The sequence below is a fragment of the Sphaerisporangium sp. NBC_01403 genome, from assembly GCF_045040145.1.
Lineage (GTDB): Bacteria > Actinomycetota > Actinomycetes > Streptosporangiales > Streptosporangiaceae > Sphaerisporangium > Sphaerisporangium viridialbum.
Genome location: NZ_CP109534.1, coordinates 6,913,900 through 6,939,773, shown reverse-complemented (window position 1 = coordinate 6,939,773; position 25,874 = coordinate 6,913,900). Strand labels below are relative to the sequence as shown.

The window sequence follows — 25,874 nt, the reverse complement described above, 5'->3', positions numbered from 1 at the left end:
CTCTCGCGGCGGCGTTACGTCACTTTCGCAGTCGACCATGCGCCAGGATCATCCCGCTGTACCCCTCGCGCAGCAACCCGTCACTGTCAATATGCCTCACGACGACGTCAGGCGCGTACGATATCAGTTTCCTGCGCACGACATCCTTATCGACTCTGATGGCCGGGAAGAAATGGGTGCCGACCCGGTAGCCCTCGGAGTTCTCCATGAGGGCGATCACGAACGGCGCTCCGGGTTTCAGCGCGTCGAGAAAGCTTCTGATCGCCCGCTCGAATTCCAGCTTCGCGGTGGTGATCGACTCGGCGACGAAGAACATGGTGCCGACGTCCCACTTGGCCCGGGGGAGGTCGAAGATGCTTCCCTTTCGCACCACGGCGCGGCGGGCGATGGCCGATCGCGAGTCGCCGACCTTCTGGTAGCGGCTCTTCTCCGTCAGGACGTTCCAGAACGGGTCCCACGTCGGGGAGTGGTTGAGCACCTCGCGTTCCAGCCACTCGACGTTCGCGCGGGAGTGCTCCCACAGCGTGATCTTGCCGCACAACGGCAGCATCGCGAGGGCGGGATAGAGGTTGGGACCGGTGCCGACGTCGAGGCCCTCGGCGTCGTAGACGTCGCGTATGCCCGCGAAGAAGTCGCGCGCCTGTTCGACCATCTTCCGGTCGTCCTCACGGAGGACACCGTAATTGTGCTGCCAATAGGCGTAGGGATCGAACTCGTCCCAGGGGTAGTCGGTGTTTGTGGAGCCCTTGACGAGCGTGTCGCCCGCTTGATTTCCTGTCATCGTGTGCGCCGCTGCCTTATCTCGTCTCGATCGGTGGAGCCCCCTGCCGCCGGGGCCACTCCTCTCCCCAAGAGGGTGAGGACCGGGACGACCAAGGTGCCTACTCTTATACACTCGTCCCCTGCGTTTTCGCAGGTCATTCCCAGCCTGTGATAGCTTGATCACTTCTTGCGAGTGCGAAGGTCACGGTACGGATAAATCTCTCAAGATGTGGGTTCGGCGGGCTACTTCCAGAATAAGCAAGTAATGGAACGATCCGCTATTTTCGGGCATTTCGGACTTGTCGTCACACGAGGCTGCCGCCCTGGGCGGCGAACATCATGATGTCGATGGCGGCGACCGCGACGGTCACGGCGAAGGCGGCGCGCCGCACGGAGCGCCGGGCCATGAGCAGGCTTCCGATCAGCACGAGCGCGACCGCACCGAGGCCGGCCACGGTGACAGGGCCCCCGCGATCCCCCGGAGCCAGGGCGATCACCACGGACGCCGCCACCAGGAGAAGCGCGGCGCCCAGCCTGGCACCCGTGGGCCCGAGACGCTGCGGCAGGCCGCGCACCCCGAGCGCGAGGTCGTCGGGCAGGTCGGGGACCACGTTGGCGAAGTGCGCGCCCATCCCGAGCAGCGCCCCCGCCAGCAGGGCCCACCACGCGGGCCAGGGCTCCCCGGGCAGCCCCAGGGTCACGAACGCCGGCAGCAGGCCGAAGGCCACCGCGAAGGGCAACGGGGAGGCGACCCCGGCCTTGAGCCTGAGGTTGTACAGCCATCCACAGGCGACGGCGGCGAGGTGCACGATCCCCGCCAGGACACCGCTGGCCAGCGAGAGCGGTACACACAGGGCGAGCGCGGCGAACGCCGCCCCCGCGACGGTGCGGGGCTCGGCCGAGTCGGCGGTGAGCGGCTTGTCGGCCCGTCCGATGGCCCGGTCACGCGTGCGGTCGATCCAGTCGTTGCTCCAGCCGATCGAGAGCTGGCCGCTGAGCACGGCGGCCCCGACCAGGAACGTGCCGCCCGCGCCCCTCCCGACACCGGCCGCGAGCGCGCATCCCACAGCCGTGACGACCACGGTGGGGCCCGGGTGACATGCCTTGATCAACGCAAGCATGTGATCAGCCTCGCGCCCGTACCCCCGTCCACGCAACGCACCGCCGGGGAGCGGCGCACTCGAACCTGTGATCGAAGACTGTCGGCCCCCTCGGATAGTGTCGTCGGTATGCGGATCGCGGTGACGGCGGGCGCCGGCGGCGGCACGCTGCGACCGATGGGGGAGGACGCCAGGCGCGTCGGCGACCTCGCGCGCGCCATGGGTGACCTGGAGCTCTCCGCGCGTCCCCGATGGATCTGGGCCGACACGCGCGAGCTCTATCCCGACCTCCTCGCCCGCGGCGTGCGGCTGGCGCGCTGCCACGATCTGACGCTCACCGAGGCGCTGCTCCTCGGCCACGAAGGCAGGTACGGCGAGCCCAGGTCGGCGCACGCCGCGTACGCCAGGCTGCACGGCCTCCCGGTCCCCGACGACGGGGCGGGCCCGCACGCCGTGCAGGACACGCTGTTCGAGCCCGAGCGCGCCGAGATCGACGTCACCGAGGTCTATCTCGACCAGCTCAGGAGGGTCGAGGCCACCGAGAGCCCCGGCCGCTTCCGCCTCCTGGTCGCCGCCGAGTCGGCCGGAGCGCTGATCGCCGCCGAGATGGGCCACGACGGCATGCCCTGGCGTGAGGACGTCCACGACGAGCTGCTGACCGACCTCCTCGGCCCCCGGCCCGTCCACGGCATGCGGCCCGCGAAGCTCCAGGCCCTCGCCGACCAGGTGAGCGCGGCCTTCGGGTCCACCGTCAACCCCGACTCCCCGCAGCAGATCGTCAAGGCCTTCAAGTCGGCGGGCCTCGCCGTCTCCTCGACCAGGTCCCACGTGCTCAAGCAGGTCGACCACCCGGCGGTCGCGCCCCTGCTGGCGTACAAGGAGCTGGCCCGGCTCCACAGCTTCCACGGCTGGACCTGGGCACACCAGTGGGTGCGCGACCACCGCTTCCATCCGGAGTACGTGGTGGGAGGCGTGGTGTCGGGCCGCTGGGCCACCAGCGGGGGAGGCGCGCTGCAGATCCCCAAGGTGATGCGCCGCGTGGTGGTCGCCGACGAGGGGTGGCGGCTGGTCGTCGCCGACGGGGCCCAGCTCGAACCCCGGGTGCTTGCGGCGATGGCCGGCGACCGCGGCCTGGCCCGCGCCGCCGGCGAGATCGACCTGTACGCCGCGCTCGCCCAGGCCTTCGGCGGCGCCCGCGACAACGCCAAGATCGCCATGCTGTCCGCGATGTACGGCGGCACCAGCGGCGACGCCCCGAAGCTGTTGGCCATGATGCGGCAGCGGTTCCCGCAGGCGTACGCGTTCGTGGAGGACGCCGCGCGCGCCGGCGAGGAGGGCCGGTTGGTGCGTTCCTGGCTCGGACGTACGTGCCCGCCGCCGTCCGCGCACTGGCTGAATCTCGTCTCCGGGCCCGAGGGCGGTCGCGCGGCGCGCGACCGCGGGCGGTTCACCCGCAACTTCGTCGTGCAGGCCACCGCCGCCGAGTGGGCGCTCACCCTGATGGCGTTGCTGCGCGGGCGGCTGCCCCATCCGGCCAGGCTGGTGTTCTTCCAGCACGACGAGGTGATGGTCCACTGCCCGGAGGACCTCGTGGGCGAGGTGTCGGCGGCGGTGAGCCGGGCGGCGGAGGACGCCACCCGCATGCTCTTCGGAGAGACGCCGGTCCGCATCCCCATGGAGGCGGTGGCGGTGACCTGCTACGGAGACGCGAAATAGGTCATGCGACGGCCCTCATCAGGTGCAGTGTCTTCCTGGCCGACCAGCCGATCAGGCAGACGCTGAAGACAGCCTGGACGGTGCGCAGCCAGCCTGGCGTGGTCGTGGCGGCGAAGACCACCACGCCCAGCCAGAGCAGGCCGAACACCGCAACCAGGGTGACGGCCGCCCAGTTCAGCCCCCGGATCCACATGGGGGAAGTCTTCCAGGGCGACCCTCATGTCAGGGCAAAGGCTGCCATCTCAACAAGTGAGCTTGCATCACCGATTTCGCCGGATTGTTGCGAGTCCAGATTTTGCTAGTGAGGCAGCCTGCGGGCGATGCCGCCGCAGCGGCGCATCCGCGCGCTCGTCCTGACGCGGCTGGGGGGCGTCTCTTCCAGGTGGGCGAGCAGCGCCTCGGCCATGCGGGCATCCGCGAGGATGCGACCGACCTCCTCGTCACCGGCGGGCAGCTGGCCCCTCTTGTCCAGCTCGTGCCGAAGGAACGTCAGCGGGTCGGGGTCCCCCACGGCGGCGGAGGCGACGGTCGCCCGTCCGGCCGTCAGCAGCCCCAGGTACTGGGTGCGAAGTGTCGCTTCGCGAAGTCGCGCTTGCTCCAAGTCGTCCAGCAGGGTTCGGGCGATCTGTAGGAGATCGTCTGAGTCGCCCTCCTCGGCCGCGATGTGAGCGCGGATGTCGTCGAACTCCGACCGCGTCATGATGACCACCTCCACGGGCAGGGATCCGGGCACCGGGGTGGCGCCAGCGGATCCCGCACCCTCTTCGTAACGTCTGGCGATTGCGGATGACTTGCTGGCGGGTTGCGCCGGCGCGAATCGCTCGCTGTTTGGGATGGCTGAGGGGCGGGAAAGGTTTACCGGATATCAGAGTGGCGTCCGGCACTCCTGGGATGCTGCTAGAGTTTCCCCTCGTTGGGCGGTGATCAGGCCCCGAGAGATCCAAAAAATCTTGCGGGCTACCAGTCTGCCCACACTCCGTCTAGCGTCCGGATCATCCCGGTTGGTGCAGTAAGTTGGCACTTGTCCGGTTGGCCCGGTAAGTTGGACGGGTTGCCCTGGAGACGGGGCAGTCGGACTGTACCGGTTCGGGATGGTTCATGTCAGATCGGATGATTTGACAGGGAGTGTCTGGATCTGGTAAAGTTAAGTAACGAATGGTGCGCCCTGGATGGGGTCGGAGCCGGTTGGTTCCGGATCTTGTCCGGTGTACGCGTCCGTTTCTTGAGAACTCAACAGTGTGTTAAAAGCCAGTGCATGAATATGCATACCTCCGTCTTCCATGCGCTCTTGTGGGTGTGTGGGGATGGTTTCCTTTGGTTGACATCGCACATGTGTGTGTGGTGTTCGCCGGGATTTCTTCAGACATTGTTTGGAGAGTTTGATCCTGGCTCAGGACGAACGCTGGCGGCGTGCTTAACACATGCAAGTCGAGCGGAAAGGCCCTTCGGGGTACTCGAGCGGCGAACGGGTGAGTAACACGTGAGTAACCTGCCCCTGACTTTGGGATAAGCCCGGGAAACTGGGTCTAATACCGGATACGACCAGCCTTGGCATCGGGTGCTGGTGGAAAGTTTTTTCGGTTGGGGATGGACTCGCGGCCTATCAGCTTGTTGGTGGGGTAGTGGCCTACCAAGGCGACGACGGGTAGCCGGCCTGAGAGGGCGACCGGCCACACTGGGACTGAGACACGGCCCAGACTCCTACGGGAGGCAGCAGTGGGGAATATTGCGCAATGGGCGAAAGCCTGACGCAGCGACGCCGCGTGGGGGATGACGGCCTTCGGGTTGTAAACCTCTTTCAGCAGGGACGAAGTTGACGTGTACCTGCAGAAGAAGCGCCGGCTAACTACGTGCCAGCAGCCGCGGTAATACGTAGGGCGCAAGCGTTGTCCGGAATTATTGGGCGTAAAGAGCTCGTAGGTGGCTTGTCGCGTCTGCCGTGAAAGCCCATGGCTTAACTGTGGGTCTGCGGTGGATACGGGCTGGCTAGAGGTAGGTAGGGGCAAGCGGAATTCCTGGTGTAGCGGTGAAATGCGCAGATATCAGGAGGAACACCGGTGGCGAAGGCGGCTTGCTGGGCCTTACCTGACGCTGAGGAGCGAAAGCGTGGGGAGCGAACAGGATTAGATACCCTGGTAGTCCACGCTGTAAACGTTGGGCGCTAGGTGTGGGGTCCTTCCACGGATTCCGTGCCGTAGCTAACGCATTAAGCGCCCCGCCTGGGGAGTACGGCCGCAAGGCTAAAACTCAAAGGAATTGACGGGGGCCCGCACAAGCGGCGGAGCATGTTGCTTAATTCGACGCAACGCGAAGAACCTTACCAAGGCTTGACATCGCCCGGAAAGCTCTGGAGACAGAGCCCTCTTCGGACTGGGTGACAGGTGGTGCATGGCTGTCGTCAGCTCGTGTCGTGAGATGTTGGGTTAAGTCCCGCAACGAGCGCAACCCTTGTTCCATGTTGCCAGCACGCCCTTTGGGGTGGTGGGGACTCATGGGAGACTGCCGGGGTCAACTCGGAGGAAGGTGGGGATGACGTCAAGTCATCATGCCCCTTATGTCTTGGGCTGCAAACATGCTACAATGGCCGGTACAGAGGGTTGCGATGCCGTGAGGTGGAGCGAATCCCTAAAAGCCGGTCTCAGTTCGGATTGGGGTCTGCAACTCGACCCCATGAAGTCGGAGTCGCTAGTAATCGCAGATCAGCAACGCTGCGGTGAATACGTTCCCGGGCCTTGTACACACCGCCCGTCACGTCACGAAAGTCGGCAACACCCGAAGCCCGTGGCCCAACCAGCTTGCTGGGGGGAGCGGTCGAAGGTGGGGCTGGCGATTGGGACGAAGTCGTAACAAGGTAGCCGTACCGGAAGGTGCGGCTGGATCACCTCCTTTCTAAGGAGCATCTGGCTGAGCTCGCGGGTGCGTCGCAAGGTCGTCGCATCGGGGTTTGGTCCATGGTCGTGTTCGCAAGCGTTCGTCTTGTGCGCGACCTGCTCATTAGTGGAGCACTGGCTAGTCGGATCGTCGGGGTCGTCCCGGCGGCTGGTACCGCCGTGAGTCTCCTCCTTGTGAGGGGGGTTGCGGAGTGGGAACGCTGTCGTGGGGGTTCGGGTGGTTCGAACACACTGTTGGGTCCTGAGGAAACGGGCCAACGCGCGGGGCCGCTGTCGCAGCTGTTGCTGTGGGGTTGCGGTCTCGTTGCTTGTTGGGTCTGTTCCTTGTTTGCGGGGCCAGCCTTCCGTCATACCGGTTCGCATCGTGGCTTGAGAGATGTTGTGTCTTTCGGGTTGGTGGTGTGGGTGTCTGGTGGTGGGTGGGGTTGGTGGCCTGTTTGTTGTTTGTGAATTGCATAGTGGACGCGAGCATCTTTGTGGCCAAGTTTTTTAGGGCACACGGTGGATGCCTTGGCATCAGGAGCCGATGAAGGACGTGGGAGGCTGCGTTAAGCCTCGGGGAGTCGCCAACCAGACGTTGATCCGGGGATGTCCGAATGGGGAAACCTAGCACCAGTCATGTGGTGTTGCCGCCGTCTGAATGTATAGGGCGGTTGGTGGTAACGCGGGGAAGTGAAACATCTCAGTACCCGTAGGAAGAGAAAACAATAGTGATTCCGTGAGTAGTGGTGAGCGAAAGCGGATGAGGCTAAACCATGCGCGTGTGATAGCCGGCAGGTGTTGCGTGTGTGGGGTTGTGGGACCCTCTTGTGGTTTCTGCCGAGGCCACGAACAGTGATAAATCCAGCTGGTAGTCGAAGCTTCTGGGAAGTTGCGCCGTAGACCGTGAGAGTCGGGTAGGCGAAACTGGTTGGACTGTTTGAGGGGATCCCAAGTAGCACGGGGCTCGAGGAATCCTGTGTGAATCTGCCAGGACCACCTGGTAAGCCTAAATACTCCCTGATGACCGATAGTGAACAAGTACCGTGAGGGAAAGGTGAAAAGCGCCCCGGTGAGGGGTCGTGAAATAGTACCTGAAACCGTGTGCCTACAAGCCGTAGGAGCTTGGACGAGGCTTGCCTTGTCCGTGATGTGACTGCGTGCCTTTTGAAGAATGAGCCTGCGAGTTATGGTGTGTGGCGAGGTTAACCCGTGTGGGGGAGCCGTAGCGAAAGCGAGTCTGAATAGGGCGTTTGAGTCGCATGCTGTAGACCCGAAGCGGAGTGATCTACGCATGGGCAGGTTGAAGCGCGGGTAAGACCGTGTGGAGGACCGAACCCACCAGGGTTGAAAACCTGGGGGATGACCTGTGTGTAGGGGTGAAAGGCCAATCAAACTCCGTGATAGCTGGTTCTCCCCGAAATGCATTTAGGTGCAGCGTCACGTGTTTCTTGCCGGAGGTAGAGCACTGGATGGCTGATGGGCCTTACCGGGTTACTGACGTCAGCCAAACTCCGAATGCCGGTAAGTGAGAGCGTGGCAGTGAGACTGCGGGGGATAAGCTCCGTAGTCGAGAGGGAAACAGCCCAGACCACCGACTAAGGCCCCTAAGCGTGTGCTAAGTGGGAAAGGATGTGGAGTCGCAGTGACAACCAGGAGGTTGGCTTAGAAGCAGCCATCCTTGAAAGAGTGCGTAATAGCTCACTGGTCAAGTGATTCCGCGCCGACAATGTAGCGGGGCTCAAGTACACCGCCGAAGTCGTGGCATTCACGCGTTAAGCCCGGCGCACGTTTGTGTGTCTAGGTGTGTGGATGGGTAGGGGAGCGTCGTGCGGCCGGCGAAGCAGCCGAGTGATCGAGTTGTGGAGGCCGTGCGAGTGAGAATGCAGGCATGAGTAGCGAATCAGAAGTGAGAAACTTCTGCGCCGGATGACCAAGGGTTCCTGGGCTAGGCTAATCCGCCCAGGGTAAGTCGGGACCTAAGGCGAGGCCGACAGGCGTAGTCGATGGACAACGGGTTGATATTCCCGTACCCGCTAGCACGCGCCCATATCGAATCCAGTGATACTAAGGGTCCTTAAGCCCCTGTTGTCCTTCGGGACTTGGTGAGGCTGAACGCCTGGCCTGATCTGGTAGTAGGTAAGCGATGGGGTGACGCAGGAGGGTAGCCCATCCCAGGCGATGGTTGTTCCTGGGGTAAGCATGTAGCCCGTGGCATAGGTAAATCCGTGCCACACGTAGGGTGAGATGTGATGCCGAGCCGATTGTGGTGAAGTGGGTGATCCCATGCTGCCGAGAAAAGCCTCTAGTGAGTGTGCCGGCGGCCCGTACCCTAAACCGACTCAGGTGGTCAGGTAGAGAATACCAAGGCGATCGGGTGAACTGTGGTTAAGGAACTCGGCAAATTGCCCCCGTAACTTCGGGAGAAGGGGGACCCTTGCTGGTGATGAGTCTTGCACTCGGAGCTGGTGGGGGTCGCAGTGGCCAGGGGGAAGCGACTGTTTACTAAAAACACAGGTCCGTGCGAAGTCGTAAGACGATGTATACGGACTGACGCCTGCCCGGTGCCGGAACGTTAAGGGGACCGGTTAGTGCGCTTTCGGGCGTGCGAAGCTGAGAACTTAAGCGCCGGTAAACGGCGGTGGTAACTATAACCATCCTAAGGTAGCGAAATTCCTTGTCGGGTAAGTTCCGACCTGCACGAATGGCGTAACGACTTCCCCGCTGTCTCAACCACAGACCCGGCGAAATTGCACTACGAGTAAAGATGCTCGTTACGCGCAGCAGGACGGAAAGACCCCGGGACCTTCACTACAGCTTGACATTGGTGTTTGGGACGGCTTGTGTAGGATAGGTGGGAGACGGTGAAGCTCGGACGCTAGTTCGGGTGGAGTCATTGGTGAAATACCACTCTGGTCGTTTTGGATGTCTAACCCGCGCCCGTGTATCCGGGTGGGGGACAGTGTCTGGTGGGTAGTTTAACTGGGGCGGTTGCCTCCTAAAGGGTAACGGAGGCGCCCAAAGGTTCCCTCAGCCTGGTTGGCAATCAGGTGTTGAGTGTAAGTGCACAAGGGGGCTTGACTGTGAGACCGACAGGTCGAGCAGGAGCGAAAGCTGGGACTAGTGATCCGGCGGTGGCATGTGGAAGCGCCGTCGCTCAACGGCTAAAAGGTACCCCGGGGATAACAGGCTGATCTTCCCCAAGAGTCCATATCGACGGGATGGTTTGGCACCTCGATGTCGGCTCGTCGCATCCTGGGGCTGGAGTAGGTCCCAAGGGTTGGGCTGTTCGCCCATTAAAGCGGTACGCGAGCTGGGTTTAGAACGTCGCGAGACAGTTCGGTCCCTATCCGCTGCGCGCGCAGGAGACTTGAAAGGGGCTGTCCCTAGTACGAGAGGACCGGGACGGACGAACCTCTGGTGTGCCAGTTGTTCTGCCAAGAGCACGGCTGGTTGGCTACGTTCGGGAGGGATAACCGCTGAAAGCATCTAAGCGGGAAGCCTGCCTTGAGATGAGGTCTCCCACCTGGAAACAGGGTAAGGCTCCCAGGAGACGACTGGGTTGATAGGCCGGAGGTGGAAGCATCGTGAGGTGTGGAGCTGACCGGTACTAATAGGCCGAGGACTTGACCACAAAGCGTTTTGCTCGCGTCCACTATGTAACTCAGAAACAACAAGCTGGGGTGACCCTGGTTGTGTGTTTCAAGGGGTTACGGCGGTCATAGCGGAAGGGAAACACCCGGTTACATTCCGAACCCGGAAGTTAAGCTTTCCAGCGCCGATGGTACTGCACCGGGGACGGTGTGGGAGAGTAGGACACCGCCGGACAAATATTGTGTTGGTAGGAAAGCCATCCACTTTGTGGATGGCTTTCCTGCGTTTTGGGGTATTTCCCGCTGGCCGCCTGACCCTCTGGACACGTGACCCTCTGGACACGTGACCCTCTGGACACGTGACTATCTAGTTCGTCCGTTCCCCCCTCCGTCCGTCTACGACGGTCCACTCCCACTGCTCCGTCCACGGGTTCCCTGCCCCCGGAGTCAATTGGGGAAGGGGCCCGCGGTGGGTTCGGGGATCGGACTCCTCCTCCGGCCAGGAGCCCCGCGCCCTCGGTCCCTTCGATGGTCGTCCGCCGTAGATTCGGCGCCGGCACAGCCGCACCACGTCCCACCGCTTCGGCGCCAAGGCTGGACACAAGACCGGCGCAGAGTGGTGGCGCCGACCCACATCCCACCGCGTCGGCATCGGGGGATAGCGGTTTGCTGTTCAGCGGGGGGCGGAAGGTTGGGTCGGGAGCTGCGGGTTTGCTGTTCAGTGGGGCTGGGGTTGGGTCTCGGGTGAACTTTTAGGGCGGGGTTTGGGGTGGGCCTGGGGGTTTTGGAGGGGGTCGGGAAGCGCCCGTAATGTGACTGTCATAACGGGTTGAGCTGCGGTTCTATGCCTTTTGTCAATTGCAGTCCGTCCGTTATTCAAGCGCTTGGTTGCAACGCATGTTCGTTGCTGGCGTGACGCGCTACGCTTCGCGATACTCAGGAGCAGATCTCCACCGTGTGTGGCTGGTTGGCGCTAAGGGGTGTGATGTCGTGGCCGGTAGGCATCGTAATCTCGATCCCCTTGGATATGACGGATGGAAAGACGACCCCCCATCCCGGGGTGATCGCTCGAGGCGCCTTCTGAGATTCATGGGTCGCTCTTCTCGATCCGAGAGCGAGTTGCGATCCAGGAGCGATCAGAGATCCAGAAGCAATGAAGAAGCCCAGGAAGGCCATGGGCCTCTGGGCGGTCCTGGATCTCCCGGTGACCCTGCATCCTTTGCCGGCAGCCCATACCGAGGTGACGAGGCGACTAGGGCTGACCAGAGATTCTTGGCGTATGAGTGGGCAGGGCTCGACCGATCATCCTCGGCTTATGAGGAGGCGAGAGCTGATCAGGGGACGGGGGCTGATCAGGGGGCGGGGGCTGACCGGAGATCCTTAGCCGAGGAGGGGCCTTTTGGTGACTTGGGGATCTTTGGCGATCAACGGTTCCTGCGCGACGAGACACCCGTACAGAATTCAGGATTCCACGGGGACCGTAGCCCTTTGGGCGACGAAGGATCACTGAGTGACTTGGGATTCGGCGGCGGACGCGGCCATCTCGACGACCGAGTCTCCAATGATGACCTTGGGTTCAGGGTTGATCCTCAACGGGGATCTAGTGATGCGACATCCCCTGATGGCTTGGGGTTCGGGGGTGAGCGTGGTTTCCGCTACTCTCGGGCCTCCGATGAGGACAGGGGAATTGGGGCTGATCGTCAAGGGGGATTCAGTGATGAAACGTCCCCTGGTGATTCGGGATTCGGCGACGGACGGAGCTTCTCGAACGATCGAGTTTCCAACGGCTTCCGGGAAGAGCGGGCCGCCGACGGCTTCCGGGATGACCGGGTCTCCGCCGACGGCTTCGGGGACGGCCGTGTCTCTGATGACGGCTTCCGGGGCGGCCGGGCCGCAGACGGCTTCCGGGATGATCAGGGCGCTGACAGTTTCCGGGACGGCCGGGGCTTCGGTGGGGGTTGGGGATACGCGGGGGATGGTCACGGGCTCGTAGGTGACGACGCATCCGTCCGTGATCGTCGGTTCATCGCCGACCGCAGAGCGTGGAACGACGAAGCGCCCCTTGGCGTCATGGGATTCGGGGTTGATGCTCCGGGATCCTTCGGCGACGAAGCATCCACGGGGGAGTCGGGATTCGCAGGCGATCACAGAGTCTGGGGCGCCCAAGGTTCCAAAGACGTCGCGGCCGATCAGGAACGCCTGGGTGATCGCAGTTCCCTGGGCAGCCCAGGGTTCCTGGGTGATCAGCCGGGGACGGACGCGGAGCGATCGCCTGCCGTGGAACGAACCACCGGCACCGAACGAGGTGCACGTGCACAACGAGACGCAGGTACTAGACAGGATGCCGGTACCAAACGAGGTGCACGCACTAGGGAAGCGATCGGTGGTGAGCGAGCCGCCCGTACCGAACGGGCTCCCTCGCGGAGGCGGGGGCGGAGGGTTCTTGCTGCCGTCGCGCTGGGCGGTGTGCTGCTGGTGGCGCTTGGCGGTGGGGCGTACGCGCTGATGAACAGGACGGCGTGCGGCGAGCATCCCGCATTGCGCGTCGTGGCGGCACCGGAGATCGGGCCGGCGCTCGTCCGGATAGCGCGGCAGTACACCAAGGACGGTGGCTGCGCCGCGATATCCGTGCGCACGAAGAGCTCCGCGGACACGGCCGACCAGCTGGGCCTGCGCAAGGATGTCGCGGACGTGTGGGTGCCGGACGCCTCGGTGTGGACGGACCTCGCGCTGGCGCAGGGCGCGGACCGGACGCTGCTCGGGCAGGGCACGTCGATCGCCCACTCGCCCGTCATCATGGCCGTGACCCAGGAGACGGCCACCAAGCTCGCGCTCCACCCGGGCGAGCCGTCCTGGACGCTCCTGATCCCCACCTCGGCGACCAAGAGGAGACTGCCCAGGGCGTTCACCACGCTGCCGACTCCCAGCAGGTACGCGTCGGGCCTGGCCGCGCTGAACGTGCTGAACGCCGTCGTGGCCGACCGCCCCGACATGCTGAAGATCGTCCAGGGCGTGACGGCGAACCTGAAGCGGGCGATCGTCCCTTCCGAGGAGGCGCTGTTCGGTCTGGTGGATCAGCCTGCCGGCGGTGCCGATCCCGTGATCGTGGCCAGCGAGCAGGCGGTCTGGCGGCACAACGACGCGCGGCCGGACCACCGGGCGATCGGCCTGTACCCCAAGGAGGGAGCGATCGCCCTCGACTACCCCTACGTGCCGATGACCAAGGATCCCGTCAGGCGCCGGGCGGCCGAGGAGTTCCTCCGCACGGTGACCTCCCCGGAGGGACGTACGCTCCTGCAGGCCGTCGGCTTCCGCGACCCTGGGGGTAAGGCCGGGTCCGCGATGGACGAGCGCCACGGGGTGCGTACAGCGCCGCCGCGGGACATTCCAGCGCCCGACACCAGGACCACCCTCCGCGCCCTGCTGTCGATGAGGCTGCTTCTGGCCGATACCCGCGCTCTGCTCCTGCTGGACATCAGCGGTTCCATGGCCGAGCGGATCCCCGGGATGACCCAGACCCGCATGCAGGCGACGGCGGGCTTCGCGGAGGCGGGGATCCGCAGCCTGCCCAAGGGGAGCGACGTCGGCCTGTGGGTCTTCTCAACGAACCTCGACGGCGACAAGGACTACAAGGAGGTCGTGCCGGTCGGCCCGCTGCGGGAGCGCGGTCCGCAGGTCGTACGGGAGCTCCGCAGGCTGCCCGGGAGCACCCGGGGCGACACCGGCCTGTACGACTCGGTGCTGGCGGCGTTCCGGTCGGCCTCGAAGCACCAGGTGAAGGACATGCTGAGCTCGGTCATCGTGTTCACCGACGGCAGGAACGACGATCCCAGCGGCATCTCGCGCGCCCGGCTCGTCAGCACTCTGCGGCGGGAGTTCAAGCCCGCCCAGCCCGTGACCATCACGCTGATCGGGTACGGCGACGGCATCGACGCCAGGGAGCTGCGGCAGATCGCGCAGGTGACGAACGGGGTGGCCATGGTGGCCAGCACCTTCGACCAGGCCCAGCAGCTCTTCCTCCAGGTCATCGCCAACCGGGTCTGCGTGGACAGGGGAAGATGCGCCTCGCAGGGATAGGGGCGCTCAGGGCTGTTCAGGGTCCGACGCGGCGTGCAGCAGTGGCTCGACGCGGTAGGGCACCTGGGTCGACAGCGCGATGGTCGTGTCGGTGCGCTGGACGGCCGGTGACGCCAGAACCGTGGCGATGATCTCCTGAAGGTGCGCGGTGCTCCTGGCGACCACCCGGCAGAGCAGGTCGGCCTGGCCGCTGGTGCCGTACACCTCGATGATCTCCGGGACGGACCTGAGCGCCTGTACGGCCTCGGCCAGCCTGCCCTGCGAGATCTGCAGGGACACGAACGCGAGGATGGGGTAGCCCATCTCGGCCGGCACGATGGTCGGCCCGAAGTCGCCGATGACGCCGCGTGCGACGAGCTTCTCCACACGGGCCTGTACGGTGCCCCGGGCGACGCCGAGCAGCCGTGCCAGCTCGGTCAGGCCGATGCGCGGATGCGCCCGCATGGTGACCAGGAGCCGGCTGTCCAAGGGGTCGACGGAGCCGTGAGCCGTAGGCATGGCCAGAGACTACGGGTGCACCGGCCCCCTGCGTACGGGACATGTGGGTGTACGGGGGTGGCCGGTAGGGGTCGGGTGGGGTTGTCCGGGCACGCGGAAAGCCGGAGGCCGTACCAAGCCTGCGGACTGTGCGGAATGACCAGCGTCTAGCCGTCCTGGGGGCCGACCCCTAGATGATGTGACCACGAAAGCTGGTCGCTCTTGCCATTAAAAGTGCAAATCGCTGTACTTCTGTCATGTTCGAGGAAGCCCAGTACTTCGCCCCCGTGGCGACCAGGGACGACGGTTCCGTGGTCGTCGAGTTGGCCGCGAACCACCCCGGAGTCGCGGACCCCATATATCGCGAGCGCCGCAACGCCATCGCCGCCCTCGCCCTGAACCACACCCCCGGCCGGCCCATCCCCCGGGCCGCCTACACCGAGCAGGAACACCAGGTGTGGGCGCTGGTGACCAGGGAGCTCGCGGCCAAGCACCGCGAGTACGCGGCAGGGGAGTACCTGAGGGGTTGCGAGCGCCTCGGCCTCCCCGCGGACCGGATCCCGCAGCTCCAGGAGGTCGGTGACCTCCTCGAACCGCTGACCGGGTTCCGCTACCTTCCGGCGGCCGGGCTCGTGCCGCTCCGTGACTTCTACGGCGTGCTGGAGGACGGTCTGTTCTACTCGACCCAGTACATCCGCCATCACTCGGTGCCGTTCTACACCCCGGAGCCCGACGTGATCCACGAGGTGATCGGGCACGCCAACGCGCTGGCGTCCGACCGGTTCGCCCGGCTGTACCGGCTCGCGGGCGCCGCCGCCCGCCGGGTGGAGACCGGCGAGGCGCTGGAGTTCATCTCCAAGGTGTTCTGGTTCACGATGGAGTTCGGCGTGCTCGCGGAGAACGGCGCGGACCGCGCGTACGGGGCGGGCATCCTGTCGTCCTACGGTGAGATCGAGGAGTTCCGCGGCATGGACATCCTCCCGCTCGACCTGGCCGTGATGGGCACGACCACCTACGACATCACGCAGTACCAGGACGTGCTGTTCAGGGCGGAGTCGTTCGACCATCTGGAGGACGTCGTCGGCGACTTCTGGGCCACCTGCGACGACGAGGTGATCGCCCGCATCGTCACCGACGGCGCGGTGGTGAAGAGCGCGGTCTGACCGCTCGCGGGGCGAGCCGAAGCGGTCAGAACGGCCCCGCCGCGGGTCAGGCCGGGGTGACCAGCCGGTAGCCGACCCCGCGCACGGTCTGTATCAACTGGTCGTCGTCGTCACCGAGGCGCGCGCGCAGGCGCTTGACGTGCACCGCGATGGTGTTCGTCGACATGCTCTCGGCCGCGTGCCAGACATGGCGCATGATCTGGTCCCGCGTCACCGTGCGGTCGGCGTGGCGCATCAGGTAGTGCAGCAGCTCGAACTCGCGCAGCGGCAGGTGCACCGGCATCCCGCCGACGCGCACCTGGTAGGCGCCGGCGTCGAGCTCGACGCCTCCCACGGTGAGCACGCCGCGCCCCATCGCGTCCCCGGGGAACGCCGCCTGCACGAGCGGCAGCAGCTCGGGCACGCGGTACGGTCTCGCCACGCAGGCCGTGGCGCCGGCCGCGAGCGCCTGTATGGCCTGCTCGGCGTGCCCCTCGCCCACGCCGAGCAGGACCGGTACGGCCCGCGCCAGCCGTACGGCGCGGACGAACTCCACCGGCCCTATGACGGGCAGGGACGCGCTGACGAGCACCACGTCCGGCCGTAGCGCGCCGGCCTGGATCAGGGCCTGAGCCCCGTCGGCGACTCCGGCCACGAGGACGCCCTCGCGCTCCAGCGCCGCGGCCAGTTCCCTGACCATGCCGGCGTCGGGATCGGCTACCAGCAGCATGGGCGCCGGTCGAGTGTCCCCGTCCACTTCAGGAGCCGTCTGCGGCTGGGTCACACCATCTCCTAAAAAAACCCGACATACCGGCCATCCGAGGTGCTGATCAGAAACCGATCATCCGAAGCGTCCGGTGATGTAGTCCTCGGTTGCCTTCTGAGTCGGATTTGTGAAGATCTTCGAGGTATCGTCCATCTCGACGAGCTTGCCCGGCTGGCCCTGGCCGGCCAGGTTGAAGAAGGCCGTCCTGTCGCTGACCCGCGCGGCCTGCTGCATGTTGTGCGTCACGATCACGATCGTGTAGTCGTTCTTCAGCTTGGCGATGAGGTCCTCGATGGCCAGCGTCGAGATCGGGTCCAGCGCCGAGCAGGGCTCGTCCATGAGCAGGACGGCCGGGTTGACGGCGATGGCGCGCGCGATGCACAGGCGCTGCTGCTGCCCGCCGGAGAGGCCGGCGCCCGGCTTGTTCAACCGGTCCTTGACCTCGTTCCAGAGGTTGGCGTCCTTCAGGGAGCTCTCGACGACGCCCTCGGTCTCGGACTTGGAGACCCGGCCGTTGAGACGCAGCCCCGCGGCGACGTTATCGAAGATCGACATCGTCGGGAACGGGTTCGGCCGCTGGAAGACCATGCCGACCGTGCGCCGCACCGAGACGGGGTCGACGTCCGAGCCGTAAAGGTCCTGGTCCTCCAGCATGATCTTGCCCTCGACGCGGGCGCCCGGAATGACCTCGTGCATGCGGTTGAGCGTCCGCAGGAACGTCGACTTGCCACATCCGGACGGCCCGATGAAGGCCGTGACCGAGCGAGGCTCGATCGTCATCGTGATGCCTTCGATCGCCTTGTGCGATCCGTAGTACGCGTCGAGGTCGGCGACCTCGATCTGCTTGGCCATTGTCGATAACCCCTTATCGGCCCTTGGCGGGCGAACGCCACCACGTGATGAGGCGTGCCACCAGGTTGAGCAGCATGACGATGACGATCAGGGTGAGCGCTCCGGCCCACGCCCGGTCGACCGCGGTGACGTTCGGCCGCTGTGCCTGGTCGAAGACGTACAGCGGGAGGCCCATCTGCGGTCCCTTGAACGGGTCCGGGTTGATGGAGTCGGTGACGAACACCGTGAGCAGCAGCGGGGCCGTCTCGCCCGCGACACGGGCGATGGCCAGCATGACGCCGGTGACGATGCCGGTGAGGGCGGTGGGAACCACGATGCGCGCGATCGTCTTCCACTTGGGGACGCCGAGCGCGTACGACGCCTCGCGGAGCTCGTTCGGGACGAGGCGCAGCATCTCCTCGGCGGAGCGCACCACGGTGGGCATCATCAGGATCGACAGGGCCAGCGCGCCGGCGAAGCCGGAGTAGCCGAGGCCGAGCACGAGCACCCAGAACGCCAAGATGAAAAGACCGGCCACCACCGAGGGGATGCCGGTCATCACGTCCACGAAAAAGCTGATCGAGCGGGCCAGTCGCCGGCCCTCGCCGTACTCCACGAGGTAGATCGCGGTGAGCAGGCCGACCGGCACCGAGATCAGCGTGGCCACGCCGACCTGCTCCAGCGTGCCGAGGATGGCGTGGTAGGCGCCGCCTCCGGCGTCGCGCGCGCCGATGTTGCGCATGGAGTGCGTCAGGAACTCGGCGTCGAAGCGGGCGGCGCCGTTCTTGATCACCAGCCAGAGCACCGACACCAGCGGGACCACCGCGATCGCGAAGGCCAGCCACACCAGGCCCTGGACGATGCGGTTCTTCAGCCGCCGGTTGAAGGCGACCGGGGTGATGACACTGGGCGACATGGTCATGCGGCGGCCCTCGAGTACTCCTTGCGGCGGGCGATGATCAGCCGGGCGGCGGTGTTCACGAGCAGGGTGATCACGAACAGCACGAGGCCGGAGGCGATCAGCGCGCCCTGCCCGATGGGCGTGGCCTCGCCGAACCCGTTGGCGATGTTCGCGGCGATGCTGTTGCCGTTGGCGGACAGCACCTGGAAGGTGATCGTGAAGGTCGCGGGGAAGATGAGCGCGACCGCGATCGTCTCGCCCATCGCGCGCCCGAGGCCGAGCATGGCGGCGCTGATGATGCCGGGACGCCCGAACGGGAGCACCGACATTCTGATCATCTCCCACTGCGTGGCGCCGAGGGCCAGGGACGCCTCTTCGAGCATCCTGGGCGCCTGGAGGAACACCTCGCGGGAGATCGCGGCGATGATCGGCAGGATCATGATCGCGAGCACGATCGAGCCGGTCAGGATCGACTTGCCGTACACCGCGTCGCCGGCGAACAGCGGGATCCACCCGAAGTAGGTGTTCAGGAAGGTGGACGGGCCCTTCATGAACGGGATGAGGAAGATCACGCCCCACAGGCCGTAGACGACGCTGGGCACGGCCGCCAGCAGGTCGATGATGTAGCCGAGGATCCCGGCGAGGCGGCGCGGCGCGTAGTGCGAGATGAACAGCGCCACCCCGATCGCCACCGGCAACGCCATGATCAGGGCCAGGAAGGAGCTGATCACGGTGCCGAACGCCAGCGCCGCGATGCCGAAGACCGGCGGCGTGTTGTTCGGGGTCCAGACCTTCTCGGTGAGGAAGTGAGAGGTGTTGGCCTGGAGGGCGGGGACGGCCTTCACGATGAGGAAGACCGCGATCGCCGCCATGATCGCTAGCAGCAGGATTCCGGCGCCGGTCGTCGCGAACCGGAAGGGCCCCTCACCGCGGCTGCGCCGGAAGGCGGACCGGCCAATGGCCGGCCCGCCCTCGCGTGTACGAAGTGGCGTGGCCATCGAGTTAGGAGATCGCCTCGACGGCCGTACGGACCTTGGCGACCAGGGTGGCCGGGAGCGGCGCGTAGCCGAGACCGGTCAGCGCGGTCTGACCCTCATCGCTCGCCGTGTAGGTGAGGAAGGACTTGACCAGCTTGGAGTCCTCGGCGGAGAGCCCCTTCTCACAGGTGATCTCGTAGGTCACCAGGACGATCGGGTATGCGCCCGCGGCCTTGGTGGCGTAGTCGATCGACAGCTTCAGGTCGTTGCCGGTGCCCTGGACCTCGGCGGCCTCGACCGTCTTGGCGGCGCTCTCCGGGGTCAGCTCGACGAACTCGCCCGAGCCGTTGGCGACCTTGGCCTTGGTGAGGCCGGAGTTCTCCGCGAAGGAGAGCTCGACGTAGCTGATCGCACCTTCGGCGCCCTTGACGGCCTGCGCGATGCCGTCGGAACCCTTGGCGCCCTGGCCCTTGGCCTCGGCGGGGAACGCCTTGGCGGGCTCGTACGGCCAGCCGGCGGTGGTCTTCAGGAACTTGGTGAAGTTGTCGCTGGTACCCGACTCGTCCGAGCGGTGGAACGCCTGGATCGGGGTCGAGGGCAGCTTGGCGTCAGGGTTGTCCTTCTTGATCGCCGCGTCGTCCCACTTGGTGATCTTGCTGTTGAAGATGTCACCGATGGTCTGCGGCGAGAGCTGCAGGCTGTCCACACCCGGGAGGTTGTAGACGACCGCGACCGGGCCGATCACCATGGGAAGGTTGATCGCCTTGCCGGTCTTGCAGCGCGCGTCGGCCTGGGCGGGCTCGCCCTTGTCGTCCTTGAGCGCCGAGTCGGAACCGGCGAAGGCGATGGTGCCCTGGATGAACGACTGGACACCCGCTCCGGAGCCGCTGGGCTGGTAGTTGATGCTGACACCCGGGTTGGCGCCCTGGAACGACTTCTTCCACTCGGCGATCGCGTTGGCCTGGGCAGAGGAGCCGGCCGCGTTGATCGTGCCGCTGAGGCCATCGCTGCCAGCGCTGCCCGCGGGGGCGGGGGCTGACGCGGTGTCGGTGCCGCCGTTGTTGTCGTCGGTGCCGCACGCGGCGAGCGAAAGCACGCCGGCGATAGCGGCCGCGGCAAGCCGGCCTGCATACTTCACGGTTGTTGTCCTCCCACGTTGTTCTCTCAACGGTTAGGACGCTAGGGAGTCAAGGTGACTTAAACCCCGGTTAAAGGTGAACGAGGAATGAACGGGCCGGGTCACTCTGGCCGTGAACGTTCCAAGCCGCTTTGCGGAATCATGGGAGGCATGACGCGCGTCTGCCTGGTGTGCATGGGAAACATCTGCCGGTCCCCGATGGCCGAGGTGGTGCTGCGGCGGGTCCTCTCGGACCACGGGCTGGCCGGCCAGGTCGTCGTCGACAGCGCGGGCACCGGCGGGTGGCACGCGGGGATGCCCATGGACGAGCGCGCGCTCGACACCCTGTCCCGCCACGGGTACGACGGGTCGCTCCACCGGGCCAGGCAGTTCGACAAGGGCTGGTTCGGCGACCGCGAGCTGGTGCTGGCCATGGACCGCGACAACCTCAGGGAGCTGCGTCGTCTGGCTCCCCGGGGCGCCGAGGTGCGGCTGTTCCGCTCCTTCGACCCGGCCGCGCCCGAGGGGGCCGAGGTGCCCGACCCCTACTACGGCGGCATCGACGGCTTCCTCGACGTCCTGCGCATGGTCGAGGCCGCCGCCGAGGGCCTTGCCGAGCACCTCGCCGCACGGGGCGGCCTTCCTGGGTGAACGCGACTGTTCCCTTACGGACAGTCATATGCGCGCGGATGTGCCGTAGCGTCGATGGCACTACGGCGAGGAGGATCGGCGTGCTTCCAGGATGCGGTAACTGCAGTTGCTACCTCGACGACAGGGTGATCTCCCGGCCGCCTGAGGAGCGCTGAACGAGCGCTGACGCGGTCAACGGGCCCGGTCCTCGAACAGGGGCCGGGCCTTCACCGTCTTCGCGGCGCGCTCAGTCGCCGAGGCGCTTGAGCACCTCGCCGTGCAGCAGAGGGTTGGCGCAGACCATGCTGCCGCCGTCGACGTCGGTCGACCCGGACAGGTCGGTCCAGATGCCGCCCGCCTCCTCGACGATCACGGTGAGGGCGGCCATGTCCCACGCCGACAGCTCGGGCTCCGCCGAGATGTCGACCGCGCCCTCGGCGACCATCATGTGCGACCAGAAGTCGCCGTACGCACGGGTGCGCCAGACGGTCCTGGTGAGGTCGAGGAACTCGCCGAGGCGCCCCCGCTCCTCCCAGCCGCCGAGGCTGGAGTACGAGAACGACGCGTCCTGCAGGCGGCTCACCGACGAGACGTTGCAGCGGGTGGCCTTGGTCAGGCTCCGCCCGGTCCACGCGCCGCCGTCGCGGGCCGCCCACCAGCGGCGCGACAGCGCGGGAGCCGAGACCACGCCGACCACGACGCGCCCGTGCTCCATGAGCGCGATCAGCGTGGCCCAGACCGGGACGCCGCGCACGTAGTTCTTGGTGCCGTCGATCGGGTCCACGATCCAGCAGCGCGAGCCGTACCCGCTGGTCTTGCCCATCTCCTCGCCCACGACCGCGTCGCGGGGCCGGGCACGCCGCAGGGTGCCGCGGATGGCCTCCTCGACCGCACGGTCGGCGTCGCTCACGGGCGTCAGATCAGGCTTGGTGTCGACCCGCAGGTCAACGGCCTTGAACCGGCGCATGGTCAGATCGTCGGCGCTGTCGGCCATCATGTGCGCCAGGCGCAGGTCGTCGCTATAGCCCGTCACAGGGACAAACGCTACCGTGCCGGCGCCGGTTTCAGCAGAGCCGGATCTTTCCCCGCGCGGCACCCCCGGCCGCCGCCGCGAACCGCGGGCAAGCGGCACCCAGGCCGTCGCCGCGACCGGCGGCAAGGCGCCTCAGTCGTCGTCGGGCTCGCCGTCGCGGCTGGCGAGGAGGCGGCGGAGGGACGCGAGGCTCATCGGGTCGGCGTGCCCCTGCGCCACCCACTCGTCGAGCGAGCATTCCTCGCCCCGGTGACTGCAGCCCTTCGGGCAGTGGACGGCGCCCTCGGCGAGGGCGGGGAAGGCGGCCAGCACGTTGTCGATGACGACGTGCCCGAGACCGAAGCTGCGCACCCCCGGAGTGTCGATGATCCAGCCGCCGCCCGGCAGCTCGAGCGCGACGGCCGAGCTGGAGGTGTGACGCCCGCGCCCCGTCACGGCGTTCACGTGGGACACCGCCCGCCCGGCGTCCGGCACCAGGGCGTTGACCAGCGTGGACTTGCCGACACCCGAGTGGCCGACGAGGACGCTCAGCCGGTCCTTCAGCCGGGACCGCACCTCTTCGAGCTCTCCGCCCTTCCGCACCACGATGTACGGCACGCCGAGCGGCTCGTAGCGGGCGACGAGCTCGTCCGGGGTCGCGAGGTCGGCCTTGGTGAGGCAGAGCAGCGGCTCGATGTCGGCGTCGAAGGCGGCGACCAGCATGCGGTCGATCATCCTCGGGCGCGGCGGCGGGTCGGCCAGCGCCGTGACGATCACGAGCTGGTCGGCGTTGGCCACGATGGGCCGCTCCATCTCGTCGGTGTCGTCGGCGCTGCGCCGCAGCATGGAGGTGCGCGGTTCGATCCTGACGATGCGCGCCAGCGTGTCGGGATTGCCGGAGGTGTCGCCGACCAGGCTCACGCGGTCGCCGACCACGATGCCCTTGCGGCCGAGCTCGCGGGCCCTCATCGCGGTCACGGGGCGCGGCTCGTCGCCGCGCTTCCTCGCCCTGCGGCCGTCGGCCCCGCCGGGCGCCTCGGCCACGTCGCCGCCGACGAGGCAGGTGTAGCGGCCGCGGTCGACCGCCACGACGAACGCCGCGACGGCGTCCTCGTGCGCGGGACGGCGCCTGGTCCTCGGCCGCGACCCCTTGCCCGGCCTGACCCGCACGTCCTCCTCGTCGTACTCCCGCTTTCTCAGCTGCCTTCCTCCAGCATCAGCGCCCACATGCGGGCGAACTCGGGGAGGGTCTTGGCGGTGGTCGCGATGTCCTCCACCTGGACCCCGGGGACGGCGAGGCCGATCACCGCTCCGGCCGTCGCCATCCGGTGGTCGGCGTAGCTGTGGAACACCCCCGCGTGGAGCGGCCGGGGGTTGATCACCAGGCCGTCGGCGGTCTCGGTGACGTCCCCGCCGAGCCGGTTGATCTCGGTGGCCAGCGCGGCGAGCCTGTCGGTCTCGTGCCCCCGCAGGTGCGCGACGCCGCTCAGCGTGCTCGGCGAGACCGCCAGCGCCGCCAGGGCGGCGATCGCGGGCGTCAGCTCGCCGACGTCGTGCAGATCGGCCTCGACGCCCTGGATGGGCCCGCCGCCGGTGACCCTGAGGCCCTCGGGGGTGCGGGTGACCGTCGCGCCCATGCGGGGCAGGAGCGTGCGCAGCTCGTCGCCGCCCTGGGTGGTCTCGTCCGGCCAGCCGGGGATCGTGACGGTGCCCCCGGTCACGAGGGCCGCGGCCAGGAACGGTGCGGCGTTGGACAGGTCGGGCTCGACCGTGAGATCGCGGGCGGCGATCGGGCCGGGCTCGACCCGCCACACGTCGGGCTCGCCGTCGTCCACGCGCACGCCGGCGGCGCGGAGCATCTGCACGGTCATCTCGATGTGGGGCATGGACGGCACCGGCGGCCCGCTGTGCCGCACGGTCACACCCTTCTCGAAGCGCGCGGCGGCCAGGAGCAGCCCCGAGACGAGCTGGGAGGACGCCGAGGCGTCCAGTGTGACCTCGCCGCCGGACAGCGGCCCACGGATCGTGAACGGCAGCGCGTCGCCCCTGACCTCGGCGCCGAGGTCGCGCAGCGCGGCGAGGATCGGGCCCATCGGCCGCGTGCGGGCGTGCGGGTCGCCGTCGAAGGCCACCTCGCCGTCGGCCAGCGCCGCCATCGGCGGGACGAACCGCATGACCGTGCCGGCGAGGCCCACGTCGATCGACGCGCCCCCGCGGACCGGGCCGGGCACCACGTGCCAGTCGACGCCGGAGGCGCTCTCGTCCAAGGGCGTCAGCCCGGCCCCCAGTGATCGCAGGGCCGCCACCATCAGGTCGGCGTCGCGGCTGCGCAGCGCCCGCCGCACCGTGCCGGGACCCTCGGCGAGCGCGGCGAGCAGGAGGGCACGGTTGGTCACCGACTTGGACCCGGGCAGCCGTACGGTCGCGTCGACGGGCGCGGTCGCCTCCGGCGCGGGCCACAGGGGAGCTGACATAGCTCCGAGCCTACCGGGAGGCTCCCCCGGAAAGGGGTCACGCTACCCCGCGCGGCCGGCGGGAGCACGCCCGCGCGGCTCGTGATCGGAACCCGGGCCCGGCCGGAGGAATCTTGGGGCCGACGGGCCGCGCGGATCGCGGCGGTGCGGCAGTCTATGGACATGTGCGGGAGATACGCCTCGACGAAGAAGCGCCAGGAGTTGCTGGAGGAGTTCCAGATCGGGCCGGACGGGCCGGACGACGAGCTCCCCGCCGACTACAACGTCGCCCCGACCAAGAAGGTCTACGCCGTGCTCACGCGCCCTAGGGCGAAGGACGAGGAGGGCGCCGAGCCCGAGCCCACCAGGCAGCTCCGCGTGCTCAAGTGGGGGCTGGTGCCGAGCTGGGCCAAGGACCCCTCCATCGGCTCCCGCATGATCAACGCCAGGGTCGAGACGCTCGCGGAGAAGCCGGCGTTCCGCAGGGCCTTCGCGCAGCGCCGGTGCCTGCTGCCCGCCGACGGCTACTACGAGTGGTACAGAGCCGACAAGAAGACCAAGCAGCCGTACTTCATCCACCCGTCCGACGGCGGGGTGATGGCGATGGCCGGACTGTACGAGTTCTGGAAGGACCCCACCCGCGCGGACGACGACCCGCTGAAGTGGCTGACCACCTGCACGGTGATCACCACGACGGCCGAGGACGACCTCGGGCACATCCACGACCGCATGCCCGTGATCATCGCGCGCGACAGGTGGGCCGACTGGCTCGACCCGGCGCGCACCGACCCCGCCAAGGTGCTCGACGTGCTCGACACGGGCCGGCCGAGCGGGCTCGCCGCCTATCCGGTGTCGAGCGAGGTCAACAGCGTCAGGAACAACGGCCCGCACCTCCTCGAACGCGAGGACCCCGAGACCGCCCTGTTCTGAGTCTCCCCGCCGGTTAAAAGGCCGGGTCACATCGGTGTAAGAGCCCGGCCGAATGGGCATCCGGTGAGAAAAGCGCGATGCCTCATCAGCTGAGAGTCACCGCCCAGAGCCCAGGGCCAGGCGGGAGTTCCGGGGGATCCCGCCCGAGGCCGTACCGATCTTCTTCCCGGAGGTGCGGATTCGTGGACGACGCGACCGCTCGGGCCCAACTGGAGAGCATGCTGGCCGAACTCGACCGGTCCATCCTGGTGTTGCGGGGCGATCCCGTCGCCGTGGGCGACAGGTCGGCGGCCGACGCCGGATCCGACCTCACCGACGCCGACCGCACGCGTGCCATGATCGACGTGGCGACGCGGCAGCGTACGGCGGTGGTCGACGCCCTCAAGCGAATCGACGCCGGTGTCTACGGCAGTTGCGTGGACTGCGGCAAGCCCGTTCCCGAGGGCCGCCTGGCGGCACGCCCCGAGGCCTCCCGCTGCGTGCAATGCCAGTCCGAGCGGGAACGCCGCCGTTGACCGGC

Annotated in this window: 20 protein-coding genes and 3 rRNA genes; 9 read left to right on the top strand and 14 right to left on the bottom strand. The window is 66.9% G+C overall.

The features are described 5' to 3' along the window. Positions 1-19: 19 nt before the first annotated feature. Complete coding sequence (locus OG589_RS31000) at positions 20-781, bottom strand: SCO2525 family SAM-dependent methyltransferase (RefSeq protein WP_405141477.1); 762 nt, start codon at positions 779-781, stop codon at positions 20-22. Positions 782-1,067: 286 nt separating this feature from the next. Next, on the bottom strand, positions 1,068-1,883 hold the full coding sequence (locus tag OG589_RS30995) for a UbiA family prenyltransferase (RefSeq protein WP_405141475.1): 816 nt from the start codon (positions 1,881-1,883) through the stop codon (positions 1,068-1,070). Positions 1,884-1,991: 108 nt separating this feature from the next. On the opposite strand from OG589_RS30995, the gene OG589_RS30990 reads away from it, so the two are divergent. After that, the gene (locus OG589_RS30990) at positions 1,992-3,578 is read left to right on the top strand and encodes a bifunctional 3'-5' exonuclease/DNA polymerase (RefSeq protein WP_405141473.1); all 1,587 of its coding nucleotides are present in this window, start codon (positions 1,992-1,994) and stop codon (positions 3,576-3,578) included. Between the two features lies 1 nt (position 3,579). Here the strand turns inward: OG589_RS30990 and OG589_RS30985 are convergent, their stop codons facing one another. Beyond that, a complete protein-coding gene (locus OG589_RS30985) occupies positions 3,580-3,771 on the bottom strand; it encodes a hypothetical protein (protein WP_405141472.1) in 192 nt (63 codons plus the stop codon). A gap of 105 nt (positions 3,772-3,876) precedes the next feature. Further along, positions 3,877-4,278 carry a hypothetical protein gene (locus OG589_RS30980; protein ID WP_405141471.1) on the bottom strand — a complete coding sequence of 134 codons (402 nt, stop codon included), beginning with the start codon at positions 4,276-4,278 and terminating at the stop codon, positions 3,877-3,879. Between the two features lie 667 nt (positions 4,279-4,945). Here OG589_RS30980 and OG589_RS30975 point away from each other — a divergent pair. From OG589_RS30975 to rrf, 3 genes are all read left to right on the top strand, one after another. Further along, positions 4,946-6,467 (top strand): 16S ribosomal RNA (locus OG589_RS30975). Positions 6,468-6,947: 480 nt separating this feature from the next. Continuing rightward, positions 6,948-10,082: ribosomal RNA gene (locus tag OG589_RS30970) — 23S ribosomal RNA — on the top strand. A 77-nt stretch (positions 10,083-10,159) separates the two neighbouring features. Further along, positions 10,160-10,276 (top strand): 5S ribosomal RNA (rrf, locus tag OG589_RS30965). The 16S, 23S and 5S rRNA genes sit together here, the layout of an rRNA operon. A gap of 1,268 nt (positions 10,277-11,544) precedes the next feature. Here rrf and OG589_RS30960 read toward each other — a convergent pair. Beyond that, on the bottom strand, positions 11,545-12,360 hold the full coding sequence (locus tag OG589_RS30960) for a hypothetical protein (protein WP_405141470.1): 816 nt from the start codon (positions 12,358-12,360) through the stop codon (positions 11,545-11,547). A 147-nt stretch (positions 12,361-12,507) separates the two neighbouring features. Here OG589_RS30960 and OG589_RS30955 point away from each other — a divergent pair, with 147 nt between their 5' ends. Next, positions 12,508-14,118 (top strand): substrate-binding and VWA domain-containing protein, encoded by a 1,611-nt coding sequence (locus OG589_RS30955; RefSeq protein WP_405141469.1) that lies wholly within the window; start codon positions 12,508-12,510, stop codon positions 14,116-14,118. 6 nt (positions 14,119-14,124) lie between these two features. On the opposite strand, the gene OG589_RS30950 is transcribed toward OG589_RS30955, so the two are convergent. After that, positions 14,125-14,616: an Lrp/AsnC family transcriptional regulator gene (locus OG589_RS30950; protein WP_405141468.1), complete on the bottom strand. Its 492-nt coding sequence runs from the start codon at positions 14,614-14,616 to the stop codon at positions 14,125-14,127. 236 nt (positions 14,617-14,852) lie between these two features. Between OG589_RS30950 and OG589_RS30945 the strand changes: the two genes are divergently transcribed. Then, a complete protein-coding gene (locus tag OG589_RS30945) occupies positions 14,853-15,758 on the top strand; it encodes a phenylalanine 4-monooxygenase (protein ID WP_405141467.1) in 906 nt (301 codons plus the stop codon). A 46-nt stretch (positions 15,759-15,804) separates the two neighbouring features. Here the strand turns inward: OG589_RS30945 and OG589_RS30940 are convergent, their stop codons facing one another. The 5 genes from OG589_RS30940 to pstS are packed head-to-tail and all read right to left on the bottom strand — an operon-like array spanning position 15,805 to position 20,350. Further along, positions 15,805-16,521, bottom strand: a complete 717-nt coding sequence (locus OG589_RS30940) for a response regulator transcription factor (protein ID WP_405141466.1) — start codon at positions 16,519-16,521, stop codon at positions 15,805-15,807. Positions 16,522-16,578: 57 nt separating this feature from the next. Next, positions 16,579-17,355, bottom strand: a complete 777-nt coding sequence (pstB, locus tag OG589_RS30935; protein WP_405141465.1) for a phosphate ABC transporter ATP-binding protein PstB — start codon at positions 17,353-17,355, stop codon at positions 16,579-16,581. Between the two features lie 13 nt (positions 17,356-17,368). Beyond that, positions 17,369-18,256, bottom strand: a complete 888-nt coding sequence (gene pstA / locus OG589_RS30930; RefSeq protein WP_405141464.1) for a phosphate ABC transporter permease PstA — start codon at positions 18,254-18,256, stop codon at positions 17,369-17,371. Further along, a complete protein-coding gene (gene pstC / locus OG589_RS30925) occupies positions 18,253-19,233 on the bottom strand; it encodes a phosphate ABC transporter permease subunit PstC (protein WP_405141463.1) in 981 nt (326 codons plus the stop codon). The genes pstA and pstC overlap by 4 nt, the downstream gene beginning before the upstream one ends. 4 nt (positions 19,234-19,237) lie before the next feature. Next, complete coding sequence (gene pstS, locus OG589_RS30920; protein WP_405141462.1) at positions 19,238-20,350, bottom strand: phosphate ABC transporter substrate-binding protein PstS; 1,113 nt, start codon at positions 20,348-20,350, stop codon at positions 19,238-19,240. Positions 20,351-20,500: 150 nt separating this feature from the next. Between pstS and OG589_RS30915 the strand changes: the two genes are divergently transcribed. Beyond that, the gene (locus tag OG589_RS30915; protein WP_405141461.1) at positions 20,501-20,980 is read left to right on the top strand and encodes a low molecular weight protein-tyrosine-phosphatase; all 480 of its coding nucleotides are present in this window, start codon (positions 20,501-20,503) and stop codon (positions 20,978-20,980) included. Positions 20,981-21,206: 226 nt separating this feature from the next. Here the strand turns inward: OG589_RS30915 and hisN are convergent, their stop codons facing one another. The 3 genes from hisN to aroA form a co-directional block, all read right to left on the bottom strand. Next, the gene (hisN, locus tag OG589_RS30910) at positions 21,207-21,992 is read right to left on the bottom strand and encodes a histidinol-phosphatase (protein WP_405141460.1); all 786 of its coding nucleotides are present in this window, start codon (positions 21,990-21,992) and stop codon (positions 21,207-21,209) included. 132 nt (positions 21,993-22,124) lie between these two features. Then, a complete protein-coding gene (gene rsgA, locus OG589_RS30905; RefSeq protein ID WP_405141459.1) occupies positions 22,125-23,141 on the bottom strand; it encodes a ribosome small subunit-dependent GTPase A in 1,017 nt (338 codons plus the stop codon). Between the two features lie 26 nt (positions 23,142-23,167). Beyond that, a complete protein-coding gene (gene aroA / locus OG589_RS30900; RefSeq protein ID WP_405141457.1) occupies positions 23,168-24,445 on the bottom strand; it encodes a 3-phosphoshikimate 1-carboxyvinyltransferase in 1,278 nt (425 codons plus the stop codon). 162 nt (positions 24,446-24,607) lie between these two features. On the opposite strand from aroA, the gene OG589_RS30895 reads away from it, so the two are divergent. Beyond that, positions 24,608-25,354, top strand: a complete 747-nt coding sequence (locus OG589_RS30895; RefSeq protein ID WP_405141455.1) for an SOS response-associated peptidase — start codon at positions 24,608-24,610, stop codon at positions 25,352-25,354. 182 nt (positions 25,355-25,536) lie between these two features. Continuing rightward, positions 25,537-25,869 (top strand): TraR/DksA family transcriptional regulator, encoded by a 333-nt coding sequence (locus OG589_RS30890; RefSeq protein ID WP_405141453.1) that lies wholly within the window; start codon positions 25,537-25,539, stop codon positions 25,867-25,869. Positions 25,870-25,874 lie beyond the last annotated feature (5 nt).